Origin of the sequence: Aliirhizobium cellulosilyticum (genome assembly GCF_014198105.1) — a bacterium.
In the GTDB taxonomy this organism is placed as follows: domain Bacteria; phylum Pseudomonadota; class Alphaproteobacteria; order Rhizobiales; family Rhizobiaceae; genus Neorhizobium; species Neorhizobium cellulosilyticum.
Map to the genome: position 1 here is coordinate 304,131 of NZ_JACIGW010000002.1, position 23,526 is coordinate 327,656.

General features: G+C 59.9%; 21 protein-coding genes and 1 pseudogene. 11 read left to right on the forward strand and 11 right to left on the reverse strand.

The window, feature by feature from the left end; translation table 11 throughout:
- Positions 1–72 precede the first annotated feature (72 nt).
- Complete coding sequence (gene mutY / locus GGE33_RS10380) at positions 73–1,164, forward strand: A/G-specific adenine glycosylase (RefSeq protein ID WP_183822917.1); 1,092 nt, start codon at positions 73–75, stop codon at positions 1,162–1,164.
- 14 nt (positions 1,165–1,178) lie between these two features.
- Positions 1,179–1,793: an HAD family hydrolase gene (locus GGE33_RS10385; RefSeq protein WP_148144060.1), complete on the forward strand. Its 615-nt coding sequence runs from the start codon at positions 1,179–1,181 to the stop codon at positions 1,791–1,793.
- Positions 1,794–1,818: 25 nt separating this feature from the next.
- Here GGE33_RS10385 and GGE33_RS10390 read toward each other — a convergent pair whose 3' ends face one another.
- Complete coding sequence (locus tag GGE33_RS10390; protein WP_183822919.1) at positions 1,819–2,586, reverse strand: S24 family peptidase; 768 nt, start codon at positions 2,584–2,586, stop codon at positions 1,819–1,821.
- Positions 2,587–2,765: 179 nt separating this feature from the next.
- On the opposite strand from GGE33_RS10390, the gene GGE33_RS10395 reads away from it, so the two are divergent.
- A complete protein-coding gene (locus GGE33_RS10395) occupies positions 2,766–3,089 on the forward strand; it encodes a hypothetical protein (protein WP_183822921.1) in 324 nt (107 codons plus the stop codon).
- Between the two features lie 127 nt (positions 3,090–3,216).
- Here the strand turns inward: GGE33_RS10395 and GGE33_RS10400 are convergent, their stop codons facing one another.
- The 3 genes from GGE33_RS10400 to GGE33_RS10410 form a co-directional block, all read right to left on the reverse strand.
- On the reverse strand, positions 3,217–4,347 hold the full coding sequence (locus GGE33_RS10400) for a site-specific DNA-methyltransferase (protein ID WP_183822923.1): 1,131 nt from the start codon (positions 4,345–4,347) through the stop codon (positions 3,217–3,219).
- Positions 4,348–4,470: 123 nt separating this feature from the next.
- Entirely contained in the window at positions 4,471–5,580 is a 1,110-nt protein-coding gene (locus tag GGE33_RS10405; protein ID WP_246435935.1) for a hypothetical protein, read from the reverse strand.
- 230 nt (positions 5,581–5,810) lie between these two features.
- Entirely contained in the window at positions 5,811–6,569 is a 759-nt protein-coding gene (locus GGE33_RS10410; protein WP_183822925.1) for an SDR family NAD(P)-dependent oxidoreductase, read from the reverse strand.
- Positions 6,570–6,726: 157 nt separating this feature from the next.
- On the opposite strand from GGE33_RS10410, the gene GGE33_RS10415 reads away from it, so the two are divergent.
- Positions 6,727–7,317, forward strand: a complete 591-nt coding sequence (locus tag GGE33_RS10415; RefSeq protein WP_183822927.1) for a TetR/AcrR family transcriptional regulator — start codon at positions 6,727–6,729, stop codon at positions 7,315–7,317.
- 101 nt (positions 7,318–7,418) lie between these two features.
- Here the strand turns inward: GGE33_RS10415 and GGE33_RS10420 are convergent, their stop codons facing one another.
- Positions 7,419–7,928 carry a DUF6622 family protein gene (locus GGE33_RS10420; protein ID WP_183822929.1) on the reverse strand — a complete coding sequence of 170 codons (510 nt, stop codon included), beginning with the start codon at positions 7,926–7,928 and terminating at the stop codon, positions 7,419–7,421.
- Between the two features lie 220 nt (positions 7,929–8,148).
- Between GGE33_RS10420 and GGE33_RS10425 the strand changes: the two genes are divergently transcribed.
- Entirely contained in the window at positions 8,149–9,789 is a 1,641-nt protein-coding gene (locus tag GGE33_RS10425) for a Na+/H+ antiporter (RefSeq protein WP_183822931.1), read from the forward strand.
- A gap of 6 nt (positions 9,790–9,795) precedes the next feature.
- Here the strand turns inward: GGE33_RS10425 and GGE33_RS10430 are convergent, their stop codons facing one another.
- The gene (locus GGE33_RS10430) at positions 9,796–10,143 is read right to left on the reverse strand and encodes an antibiotic biosynthesis monooxygenase family protein (RefSeq protein ID WP_183822933.1); all 348 of its coding nucleotides are present in this window, start codon (positions 10,141–10,143) and stop codon (positions 9,796–9,798) included.
- Positions 10,140–10,469, reverse strand: a complete 330-nt coding sequence (locus GGE33_RS10435; protein ID WP_183822935.1) for an NIPSNAP family protein — start codon at positions 10,467–10,469, stop codon at positions 10,140–10,142. The genes GGE33_RS10430 and GGE33_RS10435 overlap by 4 nt, the downstream gene beginning before the upstream one ends.
- Positions 10,470–10,584: 115 nt before the next feature.
- Here GGE33_RS10435 and GGE33_RS10440 point away from each other — a divergent pair, with 115 nt between their 5' ends.
- A complete protein-coding gene (locus tag GGE33_RS10440; protein ID WP_148144069.1) occupies positions 10,585–11,277 on the forward strand; it encodes an ArsR/SmtB family transcription factor in 693 nt (230 codons plus the stop codon).
- Between the two features lie 110 nt (positions 11,278–11,387).
- Complete coding sequence (locus tag GGE33_RS10445; protein ID WP_148144070.1) at positions 11,388–12,077, forward strand: HAD family hydrolase; 690 nt, start codon at positions 11,388–11,390, stop codon at positions 12,075–12,077.
- 3 nt (positions 12,078–12,080) lie between these two features.
- Here the strand turns inward: GGE33_RS10445 and GGE33_RS10450 are convergent, their stop codons facing one another.
- The gene (locus GGE33_RS10450) at positions 12,081–14,870 is read right to left on the reverse strand and encodes an autotransporter outer membrane beta-barrel domain-containing protein (RefSeq protein ID WP_183822937.1); all 2,790 of its coding nucleotides are present in this window, start codon (positions 14,868–14,870) and stop codon (positions 12,081–12,083) included.
- A gap of 135 nt (positions 14,871–15,005) precedes the next feature.
- The gene (locus GGE33_RS10455) at positions 15,006–15,569 is read right to left on the reverse strand and encodes a PilZ domain-containing protein (RefSeq protein WP_148144110.1); all 564 of its coding nucleotides are present in this window, start codon (positions 15,567–15,569) and stop codon (positions 15,006–15,008) included.
- Between the two features lie 125 nt (positions 15,570–15,694).
- On the opposite strand from GGE33_RS10455, the gene thrC reads away from it, so the two are divergent.
- The 4 genes and pseudogenes from thrC to GGE33_RS10475 form a co-directional block, all read left to right on the forward strand.
- Positions 15,695–17,089 carry a threonine synthase gene (gene thrC, locus GGE33_RS10460; protein ID WP_183822940.1) on the forward strand — a complete coding sequence of 465 codons (1,395 nt, stop codon included), beginning with the start codon at positions 15,695–15,697 and terminating at the stop codon, positions 17,087–17,089.
- A 22-nt stretch (positions 17,090–17,111) separates the two neighbouring features.
- Positions 17,112–18,407, forward strand: a complete 1,296-nt coding sequence (locus GGE33_RS10465) for a M16 family metallopeptidase (RefSeq protein ID WP_148144073.1) — start codon at positions 17,112–17,114, stop codon at positions 18,405–18,407.
- Between the two features lie 19 nt (positions 18,408–18,426).
- Positions 18,427–19,038, forward strand: a complete 612-nt coding sequence (locus GGE33_RS10470; RefSeq protein WP_183822942.1) for a GNAT family N-acetyltransferase — start codon at positions 18,427–18,429, stop codon at positions 19,036–19,038.
- Positions 19,039–19,133: 95 nt separating this feature from the next.
- Positions 19,134–21,947, forward strand: a pseudogene (locus tag GGE33_RS10475) (EAL domain-containing protein); the annotation flags it as partial.
- Positions 21,948–22,098: 151 nt separating this feature from the next.
- Here the strand turns inward: GGE33_RS10475 and GGE33_RS10480 are convergent.
- On the reverse strand, positions 22,099–23,160 hold the full coding sequence (locus GGE33_RS10480) for a zinc-binding metallopeptidase family protein (protein WP_183822944.1): 1,062 nt from the start codon (positions 23,158–23,160) through the stop codon (positions 22,099–22,101).
- A gap of 140 nt (positions 23,161–23,300) precedes the next feature.
- Positions 23,301–23,492 (reverse strand): CsbD family protein, encoded by a 192-nt coding sequence (locus GGE33_RS10485; protein WP_148144076.1) that lies wholly within the window; start codon positions 23,490–23,492, stop codon positions 23,301–23,303.
- Positions 23,493–23,526: the final 34 nt, after the last annotated feature.

The following is a 23,526-nucleotide window of genomic DNA, read 5'->3' on the forward strand; positions in this document are numbered from 1 at the left end:
GGCTTGAGCCGTCCTTGATGCCGGCGCATTCATCTTCCAAGTATAGGGCACACACCCCTAAAACGGCAAACGATGCTCGATACGTTATCCCCGATACCCACGCTCACCCATGCACATAAGCTGCTTTCCTGGTATGACCGCCATCATCGGGAACTGCCGTGGCGCGTCAGCCCGTCGGCGGCGACGGCCGGGAAACGGGCCGATCCCTATCATGTCTGGCTGTCGGAAGTGATGTTGCAGCAGACGACCGTTCAGGCGGTCAAACCCTATTTTACAAAATTCCTGGAGCGCTGGCCCAAGGTAACCGATCTGGCGGCAGCGCCTTCGGAGGACGTGATGGCCGCCTGGGCGGGGCTCGGATATTACGCCCGCGCCCGCAACCTGAAGAAATGCGCCGAAGCGGTAGCCAACGACCATTACGGCATATTCCCTGATACCGAAGAGGGACTGCGCGCGCTTCCCGGTATCGGGGACTACACGTCCGCAGCTGTCGCCGCCATCGCCTTCAACCGGCCGTCGGCCGTCATGGACGGTAATGTCGAGCGGGTGATTTCGCGCCTCTATGCGATCGATGCGCCACTACCCGGCTCCAAGCCCGAGATGAAAGCCAGGGTGCGCGAACTGACGCCGACCGACCGGCCCGGCGATTTCGCCCAGGCGATGATGGACCTGGGGGCCACGATCTGCACGCCGAAGCGCCCTGCCTGCGCGCTCTGTCCCTTCCGCGATGACTGTCTGGCGCTGGCGGAACACGAGCCGGAGCGTTTTCCGGTCAAGGCAGCGAAAAAGGAAAAGCCGGTCCGCGTCGGCGCTGCCTTCGTCGCCGTGACAGAGAATGGCGAGATCTTGCTGAGACGGCGCATCGAAACCGGCCTGCTCGGCGGAATGACGGAAGTGCCGACCACCGCATGGACAGCGCGGATCGACGGCGGAACCGACATCGACCATGCACCCTTCGACTCGGATTGGCATCCGTGCGGCGCCATTACCCACGTCTTCACCCATTTCGAACTGAGGCTTTCGGTTTTCCGCACGCGGGTTCCTGCCGGTAAAGAGCCGACAGGCTGGTGGGTGGGTGTCGAAAAGCTCGATGACGAGGCTTTGCCGACTGTCATGAAAAAGGTAATCACTCAGGCTATTCCGACAGCCTTTGCAAAACACTGACCGCAGGAAACATCATGGCAGACAAGATCGACCACATCGTCTTCGATATCGGCAAGGTTCTCATTCACTACGATCCCAACCTGCCGTTTTCGCGCATCATTCCCGATGCCGAAGAGCGGAAATGGTTTTTCCAGAATGTCTGCACCCATGACTGGAACCTGGAGCAGGACCGCGGCCGCAAGTGGGAAGACGCAGAAGCTCTGCTGATTGCCCAATATCCCGAGCGGGAAGAGCATATCCGCGCATTCCGCAAATACTGGCCCGAAATGGTCTCGCATTCCTATGACGACAGCGTCGCCATCATGCTCGGGCTGATCGACAAGGGCCATGACGTGACGATGCTGACGAATTTTGCGGCCGACACGTTTGTCGAGGCGCGCAGGATGTATCCATTCCTCAATGCGACGCGCGGTATCACCGTCTCGGGTGAGATCGGCCTGATCAAGCCGGATGTGGCGATCTACGAGCGGCATGCGAAGGATTTCGGCCTCACCCCCGAAAACTCGATCTTCATCGACGATACGATGGTGAATGTCGAAGGCGCACGCGCTGCAGGCTGGAAAGCCGTGCAGTTTACCGGCGCGGAGAAGCTGAAGCAGGATCTCATCGCTCACGGCATCGATGTCTAAGTAACCCGGCTTGGCGCAGCTATCGTCAGCAGGCGATGGCTGTGCTGCGCACGCGACCGATGACTTCGAGTTCGGCCGATGCAGTCTCACCGAGTTCTTGCGGCGGATAGGCGGCATTGTTGTCGGCTAGAAGCTGCAGCCCTCCCCCGACCAGACGCTGCACACGGCGGATGATCAGGCGATTGTCGATCCGCAATGCATAGATGCCACCATCGGCAAGATCACGGTCTCCGGTATCGACGAAGACCGGCGACTGGTCGGCGATCGTCGGGAGCATGCTGTCTCCCTCAGCCAGCAATGTGGTGACGGTGTCCGGATCGAGACCCAATCTCGCCCAGTAGTTCTCGATCGCTGTTGCTGCCGCAGTCGTCGATGGCCTGATCTCGTCATAGCCGTGGACATAAGGCTGAGAGGGGTTGTCCATCAGGCCGGGCGGCGCGACGAAACCAGATGATGTTACCGGTGCGGCGAGACTGATGCGTATCGCGTCATCTTCAAACGACCATTCGCCCCCGAGATAACGAGCGGCGATACCGGCCTTTTCCGCCATTAATTCCAATTTGGCAAATGTCGGATCCTTCTTGCCGTGGCGGTAGTTGTCCAACGTATTGTCGGCCAGTTCCACAGCTTCGGCAGCCTTTGTCCGGCCCCCCAGCATTTCGCAGAGCACCAGAACCTTGAACGATGTGGCGCGGCGCAGAGGATCCAGTTCCAGCTTTGCCCATCCGCGCGAAAACTTGGCCAGCTTGGCCTCTATCTTCGCCGCGACATCCCCCTCGAGTGGAATTCTCATTTCATCCAAAACCCTGAGTAGAAGTCAGTTTACAGGTGAAAATATTTTTACTAGTCTGCGGGTGATTTTCCCAATCGCAGACTATGACTGCAATCCAGATTAGTTGCCGCAGTCACAACCGCAAGTCGATTTCGCATATTTAAGCTGCTCACCTTAGCAACAGGTGACCGGAAAGCCATGTGCCAGCTCATAGCGACGCCGCCCTGATGCCTTATCCCGAAAACCTTGCCCAGACTTTGGAGACGTCCGAAGAAGACTTTACCCGAAACTACGCCTTCGACATGGAGGACGGGCTGCGCAAGTCTGTCAAACTTGCCCGGACCGGCAGAAGCCTCAAAGTCGAGATCATTTATGTGGATGGAGCCGTGGTGGATACGACCACGGAGACATTCGAGGCCGATGGATCATTGCGGATCAGCGTGACCGAGAAGGGCGTCTACTTGGCCAGCTACTGCGCTCTTCTGGCCGACCGCGTCCGGCTTCGCCGGACCCGCTTCTTCTGAAACGACAAATGAATATGGCGTCCGGGTACAGCCACCCGGACGCCATTATCCTCTTTCAGGACTAGAGGTACAAAACCGAAAGAGGAACTCTCAGATCTCGGCCAGGTTGGGGCTAAGGACTGGTGGTTCAGTCCAGCTTGGCGAGATCGTTGCGGATGACGACGCGAAGTTCATCAATGGGACGCAAGGACTGGCCGTCGTCGAAGTGCCAGAAGGTCCATCCGTTGCAGGCATCAAAGCCCTGTACCTTTGCGCCGAGCCGGTGGATCGAGCCGGCATCACCGCCGGATGCCAGGGTTCCATCGGCGCGGATGATCGCGCTGTGGCGGCGCTTGGCATCGGTCAGCACCTGGCCGGGCTTTAGCAGACCGGCTTCGATCAACACGTTGAAGGCAACGCGCGGCTCGGCCTTCTTGCCGGTCATGACGGTCAGTTCCGCCTTACCGAGGGGCTCTACCGCTTCGATACGGGCAGACGCTGCGTCGATATAATTCTGTTCGCGCTCGATACCGACGAAGTTGCGGCCGAGGCGCTTTGCGACGGCACCGGTCGTGCCGGAACCGAAGAACGGGTCGAGGATGACATCACCCGGCTTGGTCGAAGCCATGATGACACGGGCGAGCAGCGCTTCCGGCTTCTGGGTCGGATGCACCTTCTTACCGTCCTCACCCTTCAGGCGTTCGCCGCCCGAGCAGATCGGGAACAGCCAGTCGGAGCGCATCTGCACGTCGTCGTTCGAGGCTTTCAACGCATCGTAATTGAAGGTGTAGCCCTTGGCCTTGGCGTCGCGGCTGGCCCAGATCATCGTTTCATGGGCGTTCTGGAACCGGCGGCCCTTGAAGTTCGGCATCGGGTTGACCTTGCGCCAGACGATATCGTTCAGCAGCCAGAAATTCAGGTCCTGCATGATCGAGCCGACGCGGAAAATGTTGTGGTAGGAGCCGATCACCCAGATCGTGCCGGCCGGCTTCAGCACGCGGCGGCAGGCGAGCAGCCAGGCGCGGGTGAAGGCGTCGTACATTTCAAACGAGGCGAACTGGTCCCATTCGTCATCGACGGCATCGACGACCGAATGATCCGGGCGGTGCAGCGTGCCGCCGAGCTGGAGGTTATACGGCGGGTCAGCGAAGATCGCGTCGACCGAATGATCCGGGAGCGCTTCCAAGGCTGCAACGCAATCACCCTTGATGATGGAGTTAACCCATGCGTCGGGACGGACCTGATGCTTCAGGTCAGACAGCGGAAGAACAGCAGCCATATCACACTCGCTACGCTATACATAAAACGAATTTATCGACTGTTATGGTTACCCAATCTGGTTACCAAATGCTGAAGCTGCTGAATTATTTCGGAAAAACTTTGAGGAAACGCCGCTATTTTGTTAATGCAGCTCTCCGTTCACGGCTCCTTGCGGGTAGTCCAGCTCAGCGTCCTGACCCCATTCTCCGGAGAATCGCCTGAAGGTTACGGCCGCAAGCGGCCCGGCGGTCATCAGGCCGAAATCGAAGTTCGAGCGCCGATCCGACGCCAGCACATATTGGCGATGCACCCTGAGGAAATCCAGCTTGATCCTCTTGTAACGATCGGCGAACAGCATGTTCTTGATCCTCAGGAAAACCAGACGCGGCTGAGGCGCATCCGGGTGGCCGGTCAGAGCGGTGACCGAGGATTTGTAGAAGCTGATGACATCGGTCAGGCACTGGACTTCGAGCCAGGTGACATTTTTTGCACCGGCGATTAAGCCGACACGGGCACGAAGGACGCTTGCCGAGCGCAGCAGCGCACATTGAAGCGTGGCGCCGCCAAGGGTTACGAAGACCACACGCTTGCCGGCGAACAGCTCTGGTTCCCGCTCAAGCAGAAGGCCGATCGTCTGGGCCGCCATGCTGGAACCCATGCTGTGGGAGCTGATGACATATTCATCGGCCGGCAACTCGAAGGCCTGTCTTGCCGCTTGGGTGGAGGCCTCTATCCAGTCGTTGACGATGGCGTTGTCGAGGCGGGACACGGCAACTGCCATCTCCCAATCGGAAAACAAATGCAGGGTGTGGAACCGGTCCGACCAGGGAATGAACAACTTTGCGAAAAAGAGGTAGCCAGGGGCGATACCGAGCGGGAGCTGCCACAGGCCGAGGCCCAGCCAGAGCGGATAAGTCGCCAGCGCAAGGCTGATCCCCATGCCGAGGCCGACCAGAAGAAACGGGAAGATGAAGAACAGGCCGAAACGCCAGGCATGGCGGAAATAACCGAAGGCACCGCCTTCGATGACAACGGCTGCAGCACTGCGGAAACCTTGTGCCAGACGGGTGACCAGCGGACGCGCGCCCAGATGATCGACGATCGCGCCGTGATCGAAGACGAAGAAACGGCTCGATGTTCGCCAGGCATCTTCCGGGCGGCTGGTTTCGATGTCGAAATAGGCTCGCCCGTCCTCTTGCTGCAAAGTGCCGACATCTGCATCAAGCCCCCAGAGTTCCGCAGTCCTCTGCATCGCCCTTTCATAGCGGGTCCGGTGCCTTTCCGCGTCAAGCGGTTCAAATCCGGGAAAATGCAGGACGACGCGCCGCTTCACGCGCGCGGATGACGGTATTTCGGGCACTCAATTTTCTTTCGACGACAGGCGGCTGCAGGTCGGAATGCAATGATATCAACCCTGTGGCGAGATTAAGGTGGGGTGGCAGGCGCTCTCTCGAATGCCTGCCAGTATTGCGGGCTTTCCCGTCAGATCGCGAAGCCACCCGCGATATCGAATATACCGCCGGTCATGTAGCCGCCGTTCGGGCCGGCAAGATGCGTGACGAGCGCCGAGACTTCCTCAAGCGTCGCAATACGACGGATCGGATGCATGTCCAGCAGCGCTTCCGGCACCTCGTCGCCCAGAGCGCCCTTGGCCATGTCGGTGGGCATGACGCCGGGCTGAACCACATTGACGGTGATGTTGCGCCTGCCCAGATCGCGCGCGACGCCCTTGGCATAACCGAGAAGCGCCGACTTGCTGCCTGCATAGTCGGCAACACCCGAAACCGGTATGCGGGTGCCAAATAGCGAACCGATGAAGATGATCCGCCCACCATCGGTCAGAACCGGCGCTGCGGCGCGAGTCGCGGCAACCGATCCCAAGACGTTGATCTGCCACTGGCGATCGAGATTGACCGTATCGAGGGCGGGATCGTCAACCGTCTTGCCCTGAACTGCAATCGCCGCGTTGTTGACGAGGATATCGAGCTTGCCGAAATGTGCGATGACCTTGTCCACCAGCGGCTTGGCGGCTGCCATATCCGCCTGGTCGCTTTGGATCGCAAGCGCGCGGACGCCCTTCGACTTCAGTTTCTCGACCACAGCCTCCGCCTTTTCCGCAGAGGCGACGTAACTGATCGCAACGTCAGCACCCTCGTCCGCCAGCGCTTGCGCTATTGCCGCGCCAAGGCCGCGAGAACCGCCCGTAACGAGGGCAACCTTGCCCTTCAATGTCTTCGACATGGGTAACCTTTCCATAAAAACGAAGGCGTTTCCGAATGTCGGGAGACGCCTGGCTGATTTACGTAATGGCCATTACTATAACGATCGGTATGAAATTTGACCTCAGGCGTCAAGCTGTTTAATAACGGTCGTTACGAAATGTGGTTGAGTTGATCGAATGGGACGACATCGCGAATTTGACGTGGAGAAGGCGCTGGATGCGATCCTGTGCGTCTTCTGGAGCAAGGGTTACGAGGGAACATCGTATAGCGACCTTACAGAGGCGGCAGGCGTTGAGAGGCCTGCCCTTTATTCCGCCTTCGGCAACAAGGAAGCGCTGTTTGCCCAAGCGCTCGACCGCTATTACGAACGGTATCTCGACTACATCCCGGATGCGCTTCAGAAACCGACGTCGCGGGAAGTCGCCGCTCACATGCTGTACAATGCGATCGATCTCAACACGCGATATCCCAAGCATACGGGCTGTTTCAACATCACCGGCCTGCTGGCCGGGTCGGATGGTGCCGAACCCGTGCGGCAAATGCTGATCGAGGTGCGCGCGCGCGGCGAAGCGCTGTTTCGCGAGCGCCTGGAGCGGGCAAAGGCGGAAGGCGACCTGCCCGAGACGGCCAAACCCGATGCGCTGGCGGCGTATCTGATGGCCGTACTTCACGGCATGGCTGTACAGGCCAAAGCCGGGTTCAGCCGCGAGACGCTGGAAGCGGTTGCCGAACAGGCACTTGCCGCATGGCCAACCAGAGGCTCGTAACCTTGGGAAGCAGGGCCCGTCGCCCAGGAACGTCAGGGTTCAAGAGGCTGCGGTTTCGCCCCACTTCGATGCCGGAGCGGCATGGCACCCGGTTCGCAGGGCTAAGCTGAATGCCTTGTAATGGGGATATCAAGCAGGTGCCGGCGCAATGCGAACGCCCAGCCGGCAAAATAACCGATCGAGCCTCCGGATAGCGCAAAGCCTGCCATGGTAAGGATTTGAGCCCCATCAGGGTTGAGTGCAAGCGCGACAGCAAGCGCATAATGCAACGCGAACAGTGTCAGGTTCCTGACGAGAGGCACGATGCTTCCCGAGATCGTCACGTTACGGCGTGATGCGTCCCGAGCGATCACCCAGGGGCCGGTAACGATGCCCGGCAACGCGAAAAGGAGGATTGCACCGAGCCAGATGGCGACCAGCTTGATGTCCAGTGCCAAGCTTCCGATCAGTGGCCAGATGCCCAGCACCGTGAAGATAAACGGGACCGTCAGAAGCCGCCAAAGCGGACGTTTTCTCGTCCTTGTCGCGGCCACCCCCTGCCAGACAAGATAGGCAAGCAGGAACCACACATAGACCGGTGTATGAGCCAAAATCTGAAATGCGCCGGCCATATAGTTTATCCAAAAATCACAAAACAATCAGGCAGTTTGCGACACATGACGAGGCGGCAATCACAGCCGAATTCTCCAAGTCCGCGGCCGATGAAAAACATAACCTATGCGCAGGAAGATGATGCCCGCATCTGCCAAACAGCCAGTTTCCGCCCTTGCCTAGCGTGGACGGCTTTCCTATTCAGGGCCTTGATTTGGAACAGCAGGGAATGGAAAAACCATGGACAGTATCACGATAGCCCTGGTCCTGCTGCTTGCCGTCATCCTCAGCGGCACGATCTCCAGGCTGCTTCCGCTGCCCGTTCCGCTACCTCTGATCCAGATCGCCTTCGGGGCTGCGATCACCGGGATCACCGGCGATGGTGTGGTGCTGGAACCGGATATCTTTTTCCTGCTGTTTCTGCCGCCGCTTCTGTTTCTCGATGGCTGGCGCATTCCGAAGGAAGGGCTGTTCCGCGACAAGGGCGTCATCCTGGAACTGGCGCTCGGGCTCGTGGTGTTCACGGTCGTCGGCGTCGGGCTTCTGATCCACTGGATGATCCCGGCCATGCCGCTTGCGGTCGCCTTCGCACTTGCCGCCATTGTTTCGCCGACCGATCCGGTCGCGGTCTCGGCGATTGCGGCGCGCGTGCCGATCCCTCCCCGGTTGATGCACATTCTCGAAGGGGAATCGCTGCTCAACGACGCATCCGGCCTTGTCTGCATGCGGTTTGCCGTTGCGGCGGCCGTCACTGGCACATTCTCGCTGACGGACGCGCTGGGCACGTTTCTTTGGGTCGCGATCGGCGGCATTCTTATCGGCTTCGGCGTGACGTGGCTTGTCGTGCGGATAAAGGACACCGTTTCCCGCAAGCTCGGCGAAGACCCAGGCGCGCAGATCCTGATCAGCCTTCTCATTCCCTTCGGCGCCTATCTGGTTGCCGAACACCTGCATTGTTCCGGCATTCTTGCCGCTGTCGCCGCCGGCATTACCATGAGTTATGCCGAACTGCGGGGCAAAGCGCTCGGCATTACCCGCGTCAGGCGCAATGCCGTGTGGGATACGGTGCAGTTTGCGCTGAACGGCATCATCTTCGTGCTGCTCGGCGAGCAGTTGCCGGGCATCATCTCGGGTGCGGCACGGGTTGTCACCGAGACCGGGCATGTAGATCCAATCTGGTTGATCGCATACGTGATCGCGATCAACGCAGCGCTTGCCGCACTTCGTTTCGTGTGGGTGTGGGTATCGCTGCATTTCACCCTGTTCCGGGCAGCCCGCCGTGGACAGGAGATCCACAAGCCGCATTGGAAACTGTTGGTCGCCACCTCACTCGCCGGCGTGCGCGGCGCCATCACGCTTGCCGGTATCCTGACGCTGCCCTTCTTTCTCGATGACGGCATCACGCCCTTCCCGGCCCGCGACCTTGCGATCTTCCTTGCGGCCGGCGTGATCATCTTCTCGCTGGTTGCGGCCAGCGTCGGCCTGCCTTTCCTGCTGAAGGATCTCGAACTTCCACCCGAGCCCGACCATCACCAGGAAGAGGATACGGCGCGTATCGCCTCGGCGGAGGCCGCAATCCGAATGATCGAGAAACTGCAGCACGCGATGAGCGAGGGCCGCACGGATGCCGATCTCTATGGCGAAGTCGGCACTCGGCTGATGGAACTTTACCGACAACGTATCGACGGGCGCTCGAAGATCGGTGACGAGGCCGAAGAGGTCCGGCGGATGGAAGAGGTGGACAAGCGGCTGCGGCTCGCAGCACTGCGTGCCGAGCGCGACGAGATCTTTCGCCTCAGCCGCGCCCGAAAGGTCTCCGAGGAGATCGCCCGCAAGCTCATCCGCGAGATCGACCTTGCCGAGGCGCGCTACACCGTCTGACCCGGCTTATGCCGCATGCACCTGCCGGCTATCCGTCGGCGCGTCGTCGCGCTCGAACATACCGTAATCACGCAGGACATGACCGATCCGCAGTCGGTAATCGGCGAAGATGCCGTTACGCCCGGCCTGCTGCGCGGCGCGATGCGCCTCGACATTACGCCATGCCTTAACCGCGTCTTCATCGCGCCAGAAGGAGAGCGAGAGAAGCTTACCGCGCATCGTCAGGCTCTCGAACCGTTCGATGGAGATGAAGCCATCGATCTTTTCAAGCTCGGCGCGCAAATCACCGGCCAGATCGAGATAACGGTGGCGTTCGCCCATATAGGGCACAACTTCGAAGATGACGGCGATCATAGTTTTTCAAAAGCTCCATGCGGCAGAGACATATTTTTCAGAAAGATGCGGTCTTCCTTGAGTATGAAACGTTCGCGCTTGGCGAATTCGTAATTCTCCCGGCCAAGCGAATCGACGGCCAGCCGGGCGCGATAGGCCTCGTAGGCCGCCAGGTTCTCGATATTATAGATGCCGTAAGCGATGTTGGCCGATCCTTCGTGCGGACCGAAATAGCCGATCAGATCGGCACCGTTGCGCGGGATCGACTGGCCCCAGGCGCGGGCATATTGTTCGAAACGGTCGCGCTTGAATGGGTCGATCTCGTAACGGATGAAACAGGTGATCATGGCATTTCCCTTGGCTTCGTTTTCCTCGTGACGGGGTGTTTTGCCATGCTGGTTAGCGAGAATGCTTCGATAGCGATCGAAGTATCGATTGCAAAAACATGCTAGAAGCTTTCGCATGAACGAAGGTCCAGACATTGCCCAGATCGCCGCTCTGATCGGCGACCCCGCCCGCGCCAACATGCTGGCAGCACTCACCGGTGGGCGGGCGCTGACCGCGACCGAGCTTGCAGCCATTGGCGGGATCACGTTGCAGACGGCGAGCACACATCTTTCCAAACTTGAGGCCGGCGGGCTTTTATCCCAGCGCAAGCAGGGGCGGCATCGCTATTTCGCGCTGGCCGACGAAGCGGCAGCCCGGTTGATCGAAACGATGATGGGGTTTGCCTCAAGCCGCGGACATCTGCGTTACAGGCCGGGACCAAAGGACCCGGCGCTCAGAAAGGCGCGCGTCTGCTACGATCACCTTGCCGGCGATTTCGGCGTGCGGATGCTCGACAGTTTCGTCTGCCATGGCGAGATCGCGTCGGATGGGGAGAACCTTTCGGTGACGGAAAAGGGCCGCGCGCAGCTCTCAGCCTTCGGCATCGATTTATCAGCCCTCGCCTCCAGCCGCCGCCCCTTGTGCAAATCCTGCCTCGACTGGAGCGAGCGCCGGTCGCATCTGGCAGGCACGCTCGGCAAGGCGCTGCTTGCCCATATGCTCGCCCAGGGCTGGGCGCGACGCAGCGAGGAGAGCCGTGCGGTACTCTTTTCGCCCGAAGGCGAGCGGAGGTTTTTGCTACAGTTCCCGCTCGATACCCCATATTGAAGTGAGCAGCCTCCCGCCCCGATTGACCCAGCCATGCGACCGTACTGGTTGAGCTTCCGGCACCCATCCGCTAGAAGGCGGCTGACGTCTTAAAAGGGTATATCTCCATCATGAGCGGTTTCGACCTCATCCTCTTCGATTGCGACGGCGTGCTCGTCGATTCCGAAATCATTGCTGCAAGGGTGGAATCCCAGCTGCTGACGGAAGCCGGTTACCCGATCAGCGTCGAGGAAATGGGTGAGCGTTTTGCCGGCATGACCTGGAAGAACATCCTGCTTAGCATCGAGAAGGAAGCCGATATTCCGCTTTCCGCCTCGCTGCTCGACAAGTCGGAAAAGCTGCTCGATGCCCGGCTGGAACGCGATGTGAAGATCATCGAGGGCGTGAAGTTCGCACTTGCCCGGCTGACGACACAGCGCTGCATCTGCTCCAATTCCTCCAGCGCACGGCTGGACATGATGCTGACCAAGGTCGGCCTCAAACCCTATTTCGCGCCGCATATCTATTCGGCCAAGGATCTGGGACCGGATCGGGTCAAGCCGAAGCCGGACATCTTTTTGCATGGCGCGCAGCAGTTCGGTGTCGATCCGTCGCGCTGCCTGGTGGTCGAGGATTCGACCCATGGCGTCCACGCTGCCAGAGCTGCGGGCATGCGGGTCGTCGGCTTTACCGGCGCATCGCATACCTATCCGAGCCACGCTGACCGCCTGACGGATGCGGGTGCCGAAACGGTGATCTCGCGCATGCAGGACCTGCCGGCCGTGGTTGCCGCACTCGGCGAATGGGCCGACGCGATCTGATTTCTAGAAGTCTACGACGAGACTTGCCTTTGCCGCATGGGCGGCAAAGGAGTGGGCGAACTCGCCCGAATAGCTGAGCTTAACCCGTGCCGTCTTGGAGATCTGCGCGGTGAGTGAAGCCTCCAGCACGGCCGTATCGCGCGGCAATGAGACGCCTTCAATGACGAAGGGGCTGCCGGACGAGAAGGCAAACCGCGAGGATGGCGTCAGATCGCCGATCACGTGACGCCAACCCAGCATGCCGGAAAAGGTCGCCGGCAGATCCGCATTGCCGATATCGGCGGACCATCTGAGGCCAAGGGTGGTCAGCGTCACGTCATCCGTGTTGCCATTTGCCGAAAGCGCTGCCGCACCGCCTTGTTCGCGAAAACCATCGGTTTCGAGATTGATATGGGCGAGATTGGCAAAAGGCTCGAGCGTGGCGGCACCGACCTTCTCGCGCCAGCCGAGATCGGCAAAAACCTGCCGCGTCGCGCTCTGGTAATCGGCTTCAAGCTGGTCCTCGAATGCGCCGAAAGCGATATTCCGTTCGGTAGAGATATCGTTTCTTGAATAGATCGCGCCCGTCGTGAAGTTGAGCCTTCCCCAATCGGCCGCAGCATAAAGACCGGCGCTGTAACTGTCCCAGTCGGCATCGGTGCCCGCAGACGCATTCGTGTAACCGAACAGGCCGCCGATACGCCAATGCTCCGAGACATCGGCGTCGATGCCGGCAAACAGGCCCGCGATATGGCCATTCATATCTGCAGCATTGCCGTCGCTGTCGAAGCGGTCGGTCGCGGCGATACCGGTCATCCAGAAACTTGCGCCGCCTTCGGTTTCCTTAACCGGTACATTGCCGTTGATCCGGTCGATCACCGCCTCGCGGGCAAGGCCTGCCTGCTGCAGCAACTGGCTTTTCAGCGAGGCATGCAGCTCGCCGCTCAGTTGCGAAAAGGCATCGCGGGCACCGGTAGCGTTCAGCGGAAGCACGCCGAGGAAGACGGAATTGGTGGCACCGAGAGATTGGACCGCCTCGGCCGTCGCGCGCGTATTGCGCGTCTCCGTCACATCGGCGAAATCGACGTCGTTGCGGTAAAGGCCCAATGTCACCGTGGTCGGGTCGTAGCTGAGGATCGGCGACAGGAAGGCCAGATCGGAATTGACCTCATCGAAGGTGCCGGTGACGCTGTCGCCGGTCAGGATCGTGTAGGTGGTGGCCAGAGAATAGGTGCCCGACCCGGCCAGGACATCAACCGTGCCGCCGTTTATCGTCACGCTTCCGGCGGCATCGAGGCGGTCGGACAGGCCGGATGCATCGGTTTCAACCTGATAGGTAGAGCCCTTTTCGAAGGTGACATCGCCGTTCACTGCAACGGTCGCGATACCGGGACCCGGGGCGAAGGTGCCTCCGGAGCCAACGGTCAGCCCACCGATCGCGCCGGAGCCGGCCAGCACGCCGTCCGAGCCGATACCGATCGTGCCGCCAATGGTGCCGTCGTTGACCAGCGTGCCATCGGCTATGGTCGCGTCGCCGGTGATCGTGCCGGTATCATTATTGGTGAACGTGCCGCCGGTATTGGTGAGCGAGGCAATCGTTCCCGCATTCGAGGCGCTGCCAGCATTGGTGACATCACCCGCCGTCGCGCCCGAGTTATTGACGAAGCTGGCTGCTGCCGCAACATCGACATCGGTGACGACGAAATTGTTGACGAGCGTGCCGCCGGATACCACTGTATTACCGGTGATCGTGCCGCCATCGTTGTTGGTGAAAGTGCCGCCGGTATTGGTCAGCGAGGCGATCGTACCGGCGTTCGAGGAATTACCGGCATTCGTCACATCGCCTGCCGAGGCACCGGTATTGTTGACGAAGATTGCAGCGGCGGCCACGTCCACATCGGTAACGACGAAATTGTTGGTCAAAGTACCGCCGGAAATCACCGTCGTTCCAGTGATCGTGCCGCCGGCATTGTTGGTGAAAGTTCCACCGGTATTGGTCAGCGAGGCAATCGTGCCGGCATTCGACGATGTGCCGGCGTTGGTGACGGCACTTGCAGTCGCGCCCGAGTTGTTGACGAAAATCGCCGCAGCCGCGACATCCACATAGGTGACGACGAAATTATTGGTCACCGTCCCGCCGATGACGTTCGTATCGCCGGTAATCCTGCCGCCGCTGTTGTTGGTGAAGGAGCCGCCCGTGTTGGTCAGCGACGTTATCGTTCCGGCATTCGACGACGTGCCGGCACTGGTGACATTTCCTGCCTCAGCGCCAGAGTTGTTGACGAATTCGGCAGCGGCCGACACATCGACATTGGTTACGACAAAATTGTTGGTGAGCTTGCCGTCGTCGATGGTCGCGGTGCCGGTGATCGTGCCGTCGTTGACCGTCTCGCCGCCGGTCATATGCAGGTTGCCGTCCAGCGTGCCTGAATTGGCGAGATTGCCGCCACTCATCCCGACATCCGAGGATAGCCTTCCGCCAGTGGAGATTTCGATGCGCCCCGGATCGGCAAGGCTGGTACCGCCGGCCGCCGAAAGATCGGCGTCAACATGCAGCGTGCCGCCGGAAACATCGACCGTGCTGACGGTCGTATCCGTCGAGACGGTCGGTGCGCCGGAACCGATTGCGGCACTGCCGGTCGCACCGGGTGCTGCCGGTGTCCAGTTGGCGCCGTTGGAGAAGTCATTATCGGAGGTGCCCGTCCAGGTGGATTGCGCCGAGGCGGCAGCCGGCAGCAGCCAGGCCACCGAGACGATGGCCGTGTATAGCTTGAGACGCCGTTTCGCGCCCGCCGAGATCGCCGGAGCAGACATTCCCACCTCACGCAGGGCAGTTCAGGGCGAAGCACCCTTAATGATCTGCTAATATGAGTTAAGGAATTATGGTTAACGGAGCCTTAATGGCGACCGTTTCCCGCAGCGGCTGGCGGTTCTTTCACAAGGTCGAAATCAGGACCGGCGCGGCTTCTTGGCCGGGCCGGTGTCGAAACCGAGACGAACGCGGGTGAAACGCGTTGCGCCGCCTGCATTGTTCGGGATCTGCACGTCGGCCTTGGAGAAGATGAACTGTGTGCCGCCCACCGGGATCTCGACCGGGAAGGCCACCTTCTGCGAATAGAGCACGTTGTCACCATCGACCACCTCGACCAGAACCGGCAGAGTGACGGAACCCGGCGTGCCGGCAGGTCCCTGCACGACACGGCCCTGGGCGATGAGATTAATGGTCATCGTGGTTTCGTTTGCCGTGCACTGGCGCGTCGCGTCGTTGAACGAGGCCTGGTAGAGAAGTTTGTCAGGGTTATCCTGCCCGCCGCGCGCATAGGAGCGATAGACGGCATCCTGGTCACGCATAACCACCTGTGGGCAGTAGGCCTGCACGACAGCCTGAACCGGCTGGGCATTGGCAGGAGCAGCGTTGGAACTCAGGTCCAGTCCCTGCGAAGCAGAATTGCAGCCACCTAAGCCAGCCACCAAAGACAACGTCAGAAAACCGCGAGAGAACTTGCCAACCACGTTACTCAACCCTTTGCAGCCTCGTTTCCGATACGGTACCGACCCGGCATTTTCCGGTCTTTCACCGCCGATTTCGATAGTCTATATCAGCGGTCAGAACAAAAATCGATTAGGGATTCAAGGTCGTGGAATACATTTCTACCCGTGGTACGGCACCCGCTCTCGGCTTTCGGGATGCGCTCATGGCCGGGCTTGCAAAAGACGGCGGTCTGTATGTCCCGCGCAAATGGCCTACCCTTTCGAAAAAACAGATCCGTGCCCTGCGCGGCAAATCCTACCAGGAAGTCGCCTTCGAGATCCTGTCGCTTTTCGTCGATGGCGAGATTGCCGATGACAAGCTGAAGGCCATGATCGACGAGGCCTATGCCACTTTCCGCCACCCGGCCGTGGTGCCGCTGGTGCAGGTCGGGCCGAACGATTTCATTCTCGAACTCTTCCACGGCACGACACTCGCCTTCAAGGACGTGGCGATGCAATTGCTTGCGCGCCTGATGGACCATGTGCTTGCCGAGCGCGGTGAACGCGCGACGATCGTCGGCGCCACATCGGGCGATACCGGCGGTGCTGCGATCGATGCATTTGCCGGCCGCGAGCGCACCGACATCTTCATTCTCTTCCCGCATGAGAAGGTCTCGCCGGTGCAGCAGCGGCAGATGACCTCTTCTTCCGCGTCCAACGTGCACGCGATCGCTGTGAAGGGCAATTTCGACGACTGCCAGAACCTCGTCAAAGAGATGTTCAACGACGCGGCCTTCCGTGACAAGGTCAAGCTTTCGGGCGTCAACTCGATCAACTGGGCGCGCATCATGTCCCAGGTGGTCTATTATTTCACCGCTGCTATCTCGCTTGGCGGACCGGACCGGAAAATCTCGTTCACCGTGCCGACCGGCAATTTCGGCGATATCTTTGCGGGATATGTGGCCAAGAAGATGGGCCTGCCGATCGATCGCCTCGTCATCGCCACCAATGACAACGACATCCTGGCCCGCACGCTGAAGACCGGCCGTTACGAGATGAAGGGCGTCAAAGCGACGACCTCGCCTTCGATGGACATCCAGATCTCATCCAACTTCGAACGCCTGCTGTTCGAAGCCTATGATCGCGACGACTCAGCAGTGCGCCGCTCGATGGACGGGTTGAAGCAATCCGGTTCGTTCGAGATCAAGGAAAAGGCGCTGAAGGCGATCAAGCGCGAGTTCCGCGCCGGACGTGCTACCGAACGCCAAGTTGCCGCCACGATCCGCGAGACGCTTTCGGCCACCGGTTACCTTCTCGACCCGCATACGGCGACCGGCGTCTTCGTCGCCGCCAAGAATGCCAAGCCGTCCAGCCCGATGGTAACGCTGTCGACGGCGCATCCGGCCAAATTCCCGGCTGCGGTAAAATCCGCTTGCGGAATTGATCCCGCGCTCCCATCATGGTTGTCTGATCTTATGCAAAGGGAGGAGCGCTTCGATATACTGGAACCGGAGCTGAAAGCCGTCGAGACCTTCATCGGCAGCAACGCCCGGGCCAAGTAACGGCGCGCCGGAAAGACATAGTATGAATGTAGAGATTACCCGGCTCCCCTCCGGGCTGACTGTCGTCACCGAAAGCATGCCACATCTGGAAAGCGTGGCACTCGGCGTGTGGATCAAGTCGGGTTCTCGCAACGAGACCGAAGAAGAGCATGGCATCGCCCATCTGCTTGAGCACATGGCCTTCAAGGGAACAGCACGGCGCAGCGCCCGCGACATCGCCGAGGAGATCGAGGATGTCGGGGGAGAGCTGAATGCCGCGACCTCTACGGAAACGACATCCTATTATGCCCGCGTGCTCAAGGATCATGTGCCGCTGGCGGTCGATATCCTTGCCGATATCCTGACGGAGTCGGAATTCGACGAGGAAGAACTGCGCCGCGAAAAGCACGTGATCCTGCAGGAAATCGGTGCGGCCAACGACACGCCCGACGATGTCGTCTTCGACAAATTCTCCGAAGTCGCTTATCGTGGCCAGACGATCGGGCGCGCCATCCTCGGCACACCGGAACGGGTGAAAAGCTTCACGCCGAGTCAGATTCGCGGCTACCTTTCGCGCAATTATACGACCGACCGGATGTTCGTGGTGGCCGCCGGTGCGGTCGACCACCAGACCTTCTGCAAACAGGTGGAAGAGCGTTTTGCCGGTCTGCCGACTTCGCCCAGCGCACCGCCCGTCTTTGATGCTGCACGCTATATCGGCGGCGATATTCGTGAGGAACGCGACCTCATGGATACACAGGTCCTGCTCGGCTTCGAGGGCAAGGCCTATCATATGCGCGATTTCTACTGTTCGCAGATCCTCGCCAATATTCTCGGCGGCGGCATGTCTTCGCGCCTGTTTCAGGAAGTGCGCGAGCATCGCGGCCTCTGTTACTCGGTCTATGCCTTCCACTGGGGCTTTTCCGATACCGGCATTTTCGGCATTCACGCAGCAACCGGTGCTGACGATCTGCCGAAGCTGATCCCGGTCATCATCGACGAGTTGCACAAGTCTGCCGACACGATCCATCAGGTGGAAATCGACCGGGCTCGCGCACAAATTCGCGCGCAGCTGCTCATGGGTCAGGAAAGCCCTGCCGCCCGCGCCGGCCAGATCGCCCGGCAGATGATGCTTTATGGTCGCTCTATCCCCAACGAAGAGATGATGGAGCGTCTCGCAGGCATTACCACCGAGCGGCTGACCGATCTGGCAGGCCGCCTGTTCTTCGACACCGTACCGACCCTTTCGGCCGTCGGCCCGATCGAGAAGCTCGCGCCGATGTCCGATATCGCCTCGGCTCTATCCTCACCTGTCATCAAGGCAAAAGCCGCCAGCTGAACAGAGGCTCCGAAGCACAATGGGTAGATCGGTGTTTCGGTTTCTGTCCCGTCAGCCGGACACGCCCGAGTTATCCGGACCTCAGCATCTTTTGAGGCTGCCGCATAATTCCGATTACAAGCAATGGTATCGTCTGCGTTCCGAGAGCCGCAGCTTCCTTCAGCCGTGGGAACCGACCTGGCGGGCCGACGAACTGACGGAAAGCTCGTTTCGCGCCCGAATCCTGCGCGCAAACCAGGAATGTGCGTCGGGTCTCGCCATGCCCATGCTGCTTTTCCGCAAGGACGACATGACCCTGCTCGGGGGACTTACCATCGGCTATATTCGCCGGGGTGCAGCACAAAGCTGCATGATCGGATATTGGATGGGTGAAAAACATGCGGGCCAAGGCCATATGTTGGCCGCATTGAGAGTGGCAATCCCGTATATCTATGGCGGACTTCAGTTGCACCGGATCGAGGCAGCTTGTATTCCGGACAATTGGAAAAGCATGCGGCTTCTAGAAAAAGCCGGCTTCGAGCGGGAAGGTCTTTTGCGGAAGTATCTCAAAATAAACGGCGAATGGCGTGACCACATGATGTTTTCCCGGTTGCCGGAAGACGGCGAATTCGGGAAAATGGTCGGACCATGATTGACGGTATGCGTTTTAGTTCTGCGTATCGGGCCTTTGGCCTGAAGTTTCTGCTGCTGATGATCGTCGCCATTCTGGCCTTCGGGCTTAACGGTGCGCGTGCCGCCGAGCCGGTGAAAATTTCGCGTGACGACACGGCGCTCGACCTGACGGCCACGACCGACATCTATACCAATCAGGGCGAGGCTTTCCAGGTTTCCACGGCGGCGGGCGGTGACGGGATTCGGCGACGCATCGAAGTCAGATCCAGCAATCCCGGGCACCAGGGCGACTGGGCGGTTTTTGCACTTTCCAACGTCTCGGAAGAGCAGCTGGAGCGCGTCATCGTCGCACCGCATTTTCGCCTTGTCGGATCGAAGGTGTTCTGGCCGGATCTCGGTTCGCAGCGTATTACCGCGATTACTCCATCGGAAGGTTTCTCGCTCGATCGTCTGCCGAGCCCCGATGCAGACGTGTTCCGCATCACGCTCAATCCGGGATCGACGATCACGTTTGTTGCCGAACTGGCCAGCCCTTCGCTGCCGCAAATCTACCTCTGGCAGCCGGACGCCTACAAGGATACGGTCAACTCGTTCACACTCTATCGCGGCATAGTGCTTGGCATTGCGGGTCTTCTGGCGGTGTTTCTGACGATCCTGTTCGTCGTCAAGGGCACATCGATGCTACCGGCGGCGGCAGCGCTTGCCTGGGCCGTGCTCGCCTATATCTGCGTCGACTTCGGCTTCCTCGACAAGCTGATCACCATCACATCCAGCGACCAGCGAATATGGCGTGCGGGTGCGGAAGTGGCGCTCGCCTCGTCGCTCGTCATCTTCCTGTTCACCTATCTGAACCTCAACCGCTGGCATGTGCATCTGGGTTACGCGACGCTTGCCTGGGTCGTCGGACTGGTGCTGCTCGGCGGCGTGGCGATCTATGACCCTTCCGTTGCGGCCGGTATCGCCCGGCTTTCCTTCGCGCTGACGGGTACGGTCGGCATCCTGCTGATCATCTATCTCGGCTTCAACCGCTACGACCGGGCGATCCTGCTGGTGCCGACCTGGACGCTGATCCTCGTCTGGCTGTTCGGCAGCTGGCTGACGGTGACAGGGCAGCTCGACAACGACATCATTCAGCCGGCGCTCGGCGGTGGTCTGGTGCTGATCGTTCTTCTGATCGGCTTTACGGTCATGCAGCACGCCTTTGCCGGCGGCGCCTATCAGCAGGGCCTGTTCTCCGATCTGGAACGGCAGTCACTGGCGCTGACCGGCTCCGGCGATACCGTGTGGGACTGGGATGTCGCGCGTGATCGTGTCGTCACGACCCCAGATATTTCGGGCCGTCTCGGGCTTGAGGCCGGCGCCATGCATGGTCCGGTGCGCAACTGGGTTCCCCGCCTCCACCCCGACGACCGCGACCGGTTCCGTGCCACGCTCGACGTGCTGCTCGAACATCGCCGCGGCCGCCTGCATCACGAATTCCGCATTCGCGCCGAGGATGGACATTTTCACTGGCTGCAGATCCGTGCGCGGCCCGTGCTTGGCTCGAACGGCGAGATCATCCGCTGTGTCGGCACGATCGTCGATGTGACCGAACAGAAAAATTCGGTCGAACGGCTGTTGCAGGATGCGTTGCACGACAACCTGACAGGCTTGCCGAACCGGCAGATCTTCCTCGATCGCCTGCAGGGCGTTCTGACACTTGCCGCCAGCGGCGACACCGTGCGCCCGACCGTGATGGCAATCGATCTCGATCGCTACAAGCAGGTCAACGACAGCCTCGGGATTGCGGCAGGCGACAATATGCTGATCGCGATCACCCGGCGCCTGCGCCGCCTAATGAAACCGCAGGATACGCTGGCACGCCTTGCCGGCGACCAGTTCGGCCTGATCCTTGTTTCCGAGCGCGACCCTGCAAAGATCGCCGATTTTGCCGAGGCCGTATCGCAGGCCATCATGGTGCCGATCAATTATGCCAATCGCGAGATCGTACTGACCGCCTCGATCGGGCTTGCGTCCTTCGTCGACCAGCAGGAAAGCGCCGCGGGGCTTTTGGCGGACGCGGAACTTGCAATGTATCGGGCCAAGCGCGGCGGCGGTAACAAGGTGGAGCCGTTCCGGCCGATCTTCCGCACGTCCGGCACCGACCGCCTGCAGATCGAAACGGATCTTCGCCGCGCATTGGAGCGCAAGGAACTGTCGCTCGCCTATCAGCCGATCATATCGCTGAAAGACGGCGAGATCGCCGGCTTCGAGGCGCTGATGCGATGGGAACATCCCAAGCGTGGCAGCATCCCGCCTGCCGAATTCATCCCGATCGCCGAAATGTCCGACCTTATCGGCCCTCTCGGCGTGTTTGCGATGGAGCGTGCGGCGTCGGACCTGGTTTCATGGCAGGAGCAGACTGGTGAAGTGCCGATCTTCGTTTCCGTCAACCTGTCTAGCGCACAGCTTTTGAATGCGGACCTTTATAACGATGTCAGGGCACTGATTTCGAAGACTCAGGTCAATCCGCACCAGTTGAAGCTGGAACTGACCGAATCCCTGATGATGGAAAACCCGGAACAGGCTCGCCTGATCCTCGCCAAGCTGAAAGAGACCGGCCTCAGCCTTGCACTCGACGATTTCGGCACCGGTTATTCCTCACTCGCCTACCTGACGCAGTTTCCGTTCGACATGATCAAGCTCGACAAGACGCTTGTCAGCGACATGAGCGAAAAGGGCTCGATCCTGCTGCGCTCCGTTATCGCCATGGCCCGTGGGCTGGAAATGACAGTCGTCGCCGAAGGCATCCAGACGGATGAGCATGCGATGGAGCTTGCCAAGATGGGCTGCCACTACGGCCAGAGCTACCTGTTCGGCCCGCCTGCCACCAGCGAAGCCATGCTGCGGTTACTGAAGGAACGGTTTCCGCTGACGAAACGGGCGTAACTTCCCACAGTCTCCCTCTGGCCTGCCGGCCATCTCGCCAACACGCGGGGAGAAAATCCGTGGCACGCTCCTTACCGCAATTGTGGTCCGACGAGGCGGTCGGATTAAACCCTCTCCCTTGTGGAGAGGATTGGGAAGGGGCGTCTCCGCCCTACCGTCTCAACACCAGATCATGCACGAATTGCAGCTTTGCCGTCACGGCCGGCGTCAGGATGAACGGGTAAAGGTCAGGCACCCCCATCGAGCGGTGGATACCGTTGATCGCCAGGCTGAAGGGGATCCAGGCGGACACGAGCTGTTCGGCGCTGTCGGCGCGATAGGGATTGAAATCCACTTCCGCCGATAGTTCTTCGTGCCTGCGCGGGTCTATCGACATGCCGTAGGCTCGTGCCGTTTCCAGCGTGTCGACTATATGGACATAGTGGGCGAAGCTCTCGGCGAAATCCTCCCATGGATGCGAGCTTGCATAGGTAGAGATGAAGAATTCCTGCCAGTTCGGTGGCGGGCCTTCCTCGTAATTGCGTTTGAGCGCCTCGCCGTAATCCACGGTTTCGTCACCGAATACCGCGCGAAATTCATCCAGCCTGCCGCCGTCGCGGACCATCTTGTCCCAGATGTAATGGCCGGTCTCGTGCCGGAAATGGCCGAGCATAGTGCGGTAAGGTTCGTTCATCGACACGCGGATCTGCTCACGCGTCGCATCGTCCGCCTCGGCTGCACGGATCGCGATGAGGCCGTTTTCGTGGCCGGTCAATGCGGCCTTTACCGTTCCGTCGGCTTGGATCTCGTCAACGAGAAAATCGAAAACGAGACCGCCTGCAGGATCCTCATCGCGGTTGATGCGCGGCAGGTTCCATTTCAGCATGGAATAAAAGAGGTGACGCTGAGCCTGGCTGATGCGCCGCCATTGCCGCAATCCCTCCTCGGTGGAGGCATCCGGTACCAGACGGTTATGGCGGCAGGCCGGGCAAAAGGGATTGGAATCGTCCGCGAGAACGGTCCAGTTGCAGATATCCATGCCGGCATTGGCGCAAAGCCGGACCTTCCGCTGCGGGTTGGCGAATAGCAACCAGACCTCCTCGCCTTCGACAGGCTGCAGCGCATGCATGGCAAGCGCCTCCGGCACGAAGGCCAGACGGGAGCCGCAATTCATGCAGTCCCGGTTGTCGAAATGGATAGGCTGTCCGCAGTGATCGCAATCGTAGAGGCGCATGGGCTGGTCCGCATCGATGGAGGGAGGGGAATAGAGAAAACCTGCTCCGGCAGTGCCGAAACAGGTTTATCAAATTACTGGAGATCATTTTTTCGGACTATGCCGTCCGACATTACCGGGATTTGGTCAGGTCCCAGACATTACATGCGGTCAACGAAATCCTTGCCCGCTTCCTTGATCTTGCCCTTAGCCTGCTGAGCATGGCCCTTGGCTTCCTGGGCGTTGCCCTTCGCCTTGAGCTTCGGATTGTCGGTCATGTCACCTGCGGCCTGCTTGATCTTACCGGCAACTTCGTTGCCCTTGCCTGCCATCTTATCGCTGGTGCTACCCATTCCTTGTTCTCCTTATCTCTTTCGACGTTGTTCA

Excerpts from the sequence above, each read along its gene's own strand:
- GGE33_RS10470 (WP_183822942.1), top strand. The coding sequence starts at position 18,427 with ATGGGTAGATCGGTGTTTCGGTTTCTGTCCCGTCAGCCGGACACGCCC.
- GGE33_RS10435 (WP_183822935.1), bottom strand. The coding sequence starts at position 10,469 with ATGATCACCTGTTTCATCCGTTACGAGATCGACCCATTCAAGCGCGAC.
- GGE33_RS10430 (WP_183822933.1), bottom strand. The coding sequence starts at position 10,143 with ATGATCGCCGTCATCTTCGAAGTTGTGCCCTATATGGGCGAACGCCAC.
- mutY (WP_183822917.1), top strand. The coding sequence starts at position 73 with ATGCTCGATACGTTATCCCCGATACCCACGCTCACCCATGCACATAAG.
- GGE33_RS10425 (WP_183822931.1), top strand. The coding sequence starts at position 8,149 with ATGGACAGTATCACGATAGCCCTGGTCCTGCTGCTTGCCGTCATCCTC.
- GGE33_RS10445 (WP_148144070.1), top strand. The coding sequence starts at position 11,388 with ATGAGCGGTTTCGACCTCATCCTCTTCGATTGCGACGGCGTGCTCGTC.
- GGE33_RS10420 (WP_183822929.1), bottom strand. The coding sequence starts at position 7,928 with ATGGCCGGCGCATTTCAGATTTTGGCTCATACACCGGTCTATGTGTGG.
- GGE33_RS10405 (WP_246435935.1), bottom strand. The coding sequence starts at position 5,580 with ATGCAGAGGACTGCGGAACTCTGGGGGCTTGATGCAGATGTCGGCACT.
- GGE33_RS10480 (WP_183822944.1), bottom strand. The coding sequence starts at position 23,160 with ATGCGCCTCTACGATTGCGATCACTGCGGACAGCCTATCCATTTCGAC.
- GGE33_RS10415 (WP_183822927.1), top strand. The coding sequence starts at position 6,727 with ATGGGACGACATCGCGAATTTGACGTGGAGAAGGCGCTGGATGCGATC.
- GGE33_RS10485 (WP_148144076.1), bottom strand. The coding sequence starts at position 23,492 with ATGGGTAGCACCAGCGATAAGATGGCAGGCAAGGGCAACGAAGTTGCC.
- GGE33_RS10390 (WP_183822919.1), bottom strand. The coding sequence starts at position 2,586 with ATGAGAATTCCACTCGAGGGGGATGTCGCGGCGAAGATAGAGGCCAAG.
- GGE33_RS10450 (WP_183822937.1), bottom strand. The coding sequence starts at position 14,870 with ATGTCTGCTCCGGCGATCTCGGCGGGCGCGAAACGGCGTCTCAAGCTA.
- GGE33_RS10385 (WP_148144060.1), top strand. The coding sequence starts at position 1,179 with ATGGCAGACAAGATCGACCACATCGTCTTCGATATCGGCAAGGTTCTC.
- GGE33_RS10465 (WP_148144073.1), top strand. The coding sequence starts at position 17,112 with ATGAATGTAGAGATTACCCGGCTCCCCTCCGGGCTGACTGTCGTCACC.
- GGE33_RS10440 (WP_148144069.1), top strand. The coding sequence starts at position 10,585 with ATGAACGAAGGTCCAGACATTGCCCAGATCGCCGCTCTGATCGGCGAC.
- GGE33_RS10410 (WP_183822925.1), bottom strand. The coding sequence starts at position 6,569 with ATGTCGAAGACATTGAAGGGCAAGGTTGCCCTCGTTACGGGCGGTTCT.
- GGE33_RS10400 (WP_183822923.1), bottom strand. The coding sequence starts at position 4,347 with ATGGCTGCTGTTCTTCCGCTGTCTGACCTGAAGCATCAGGTCCGTCCC.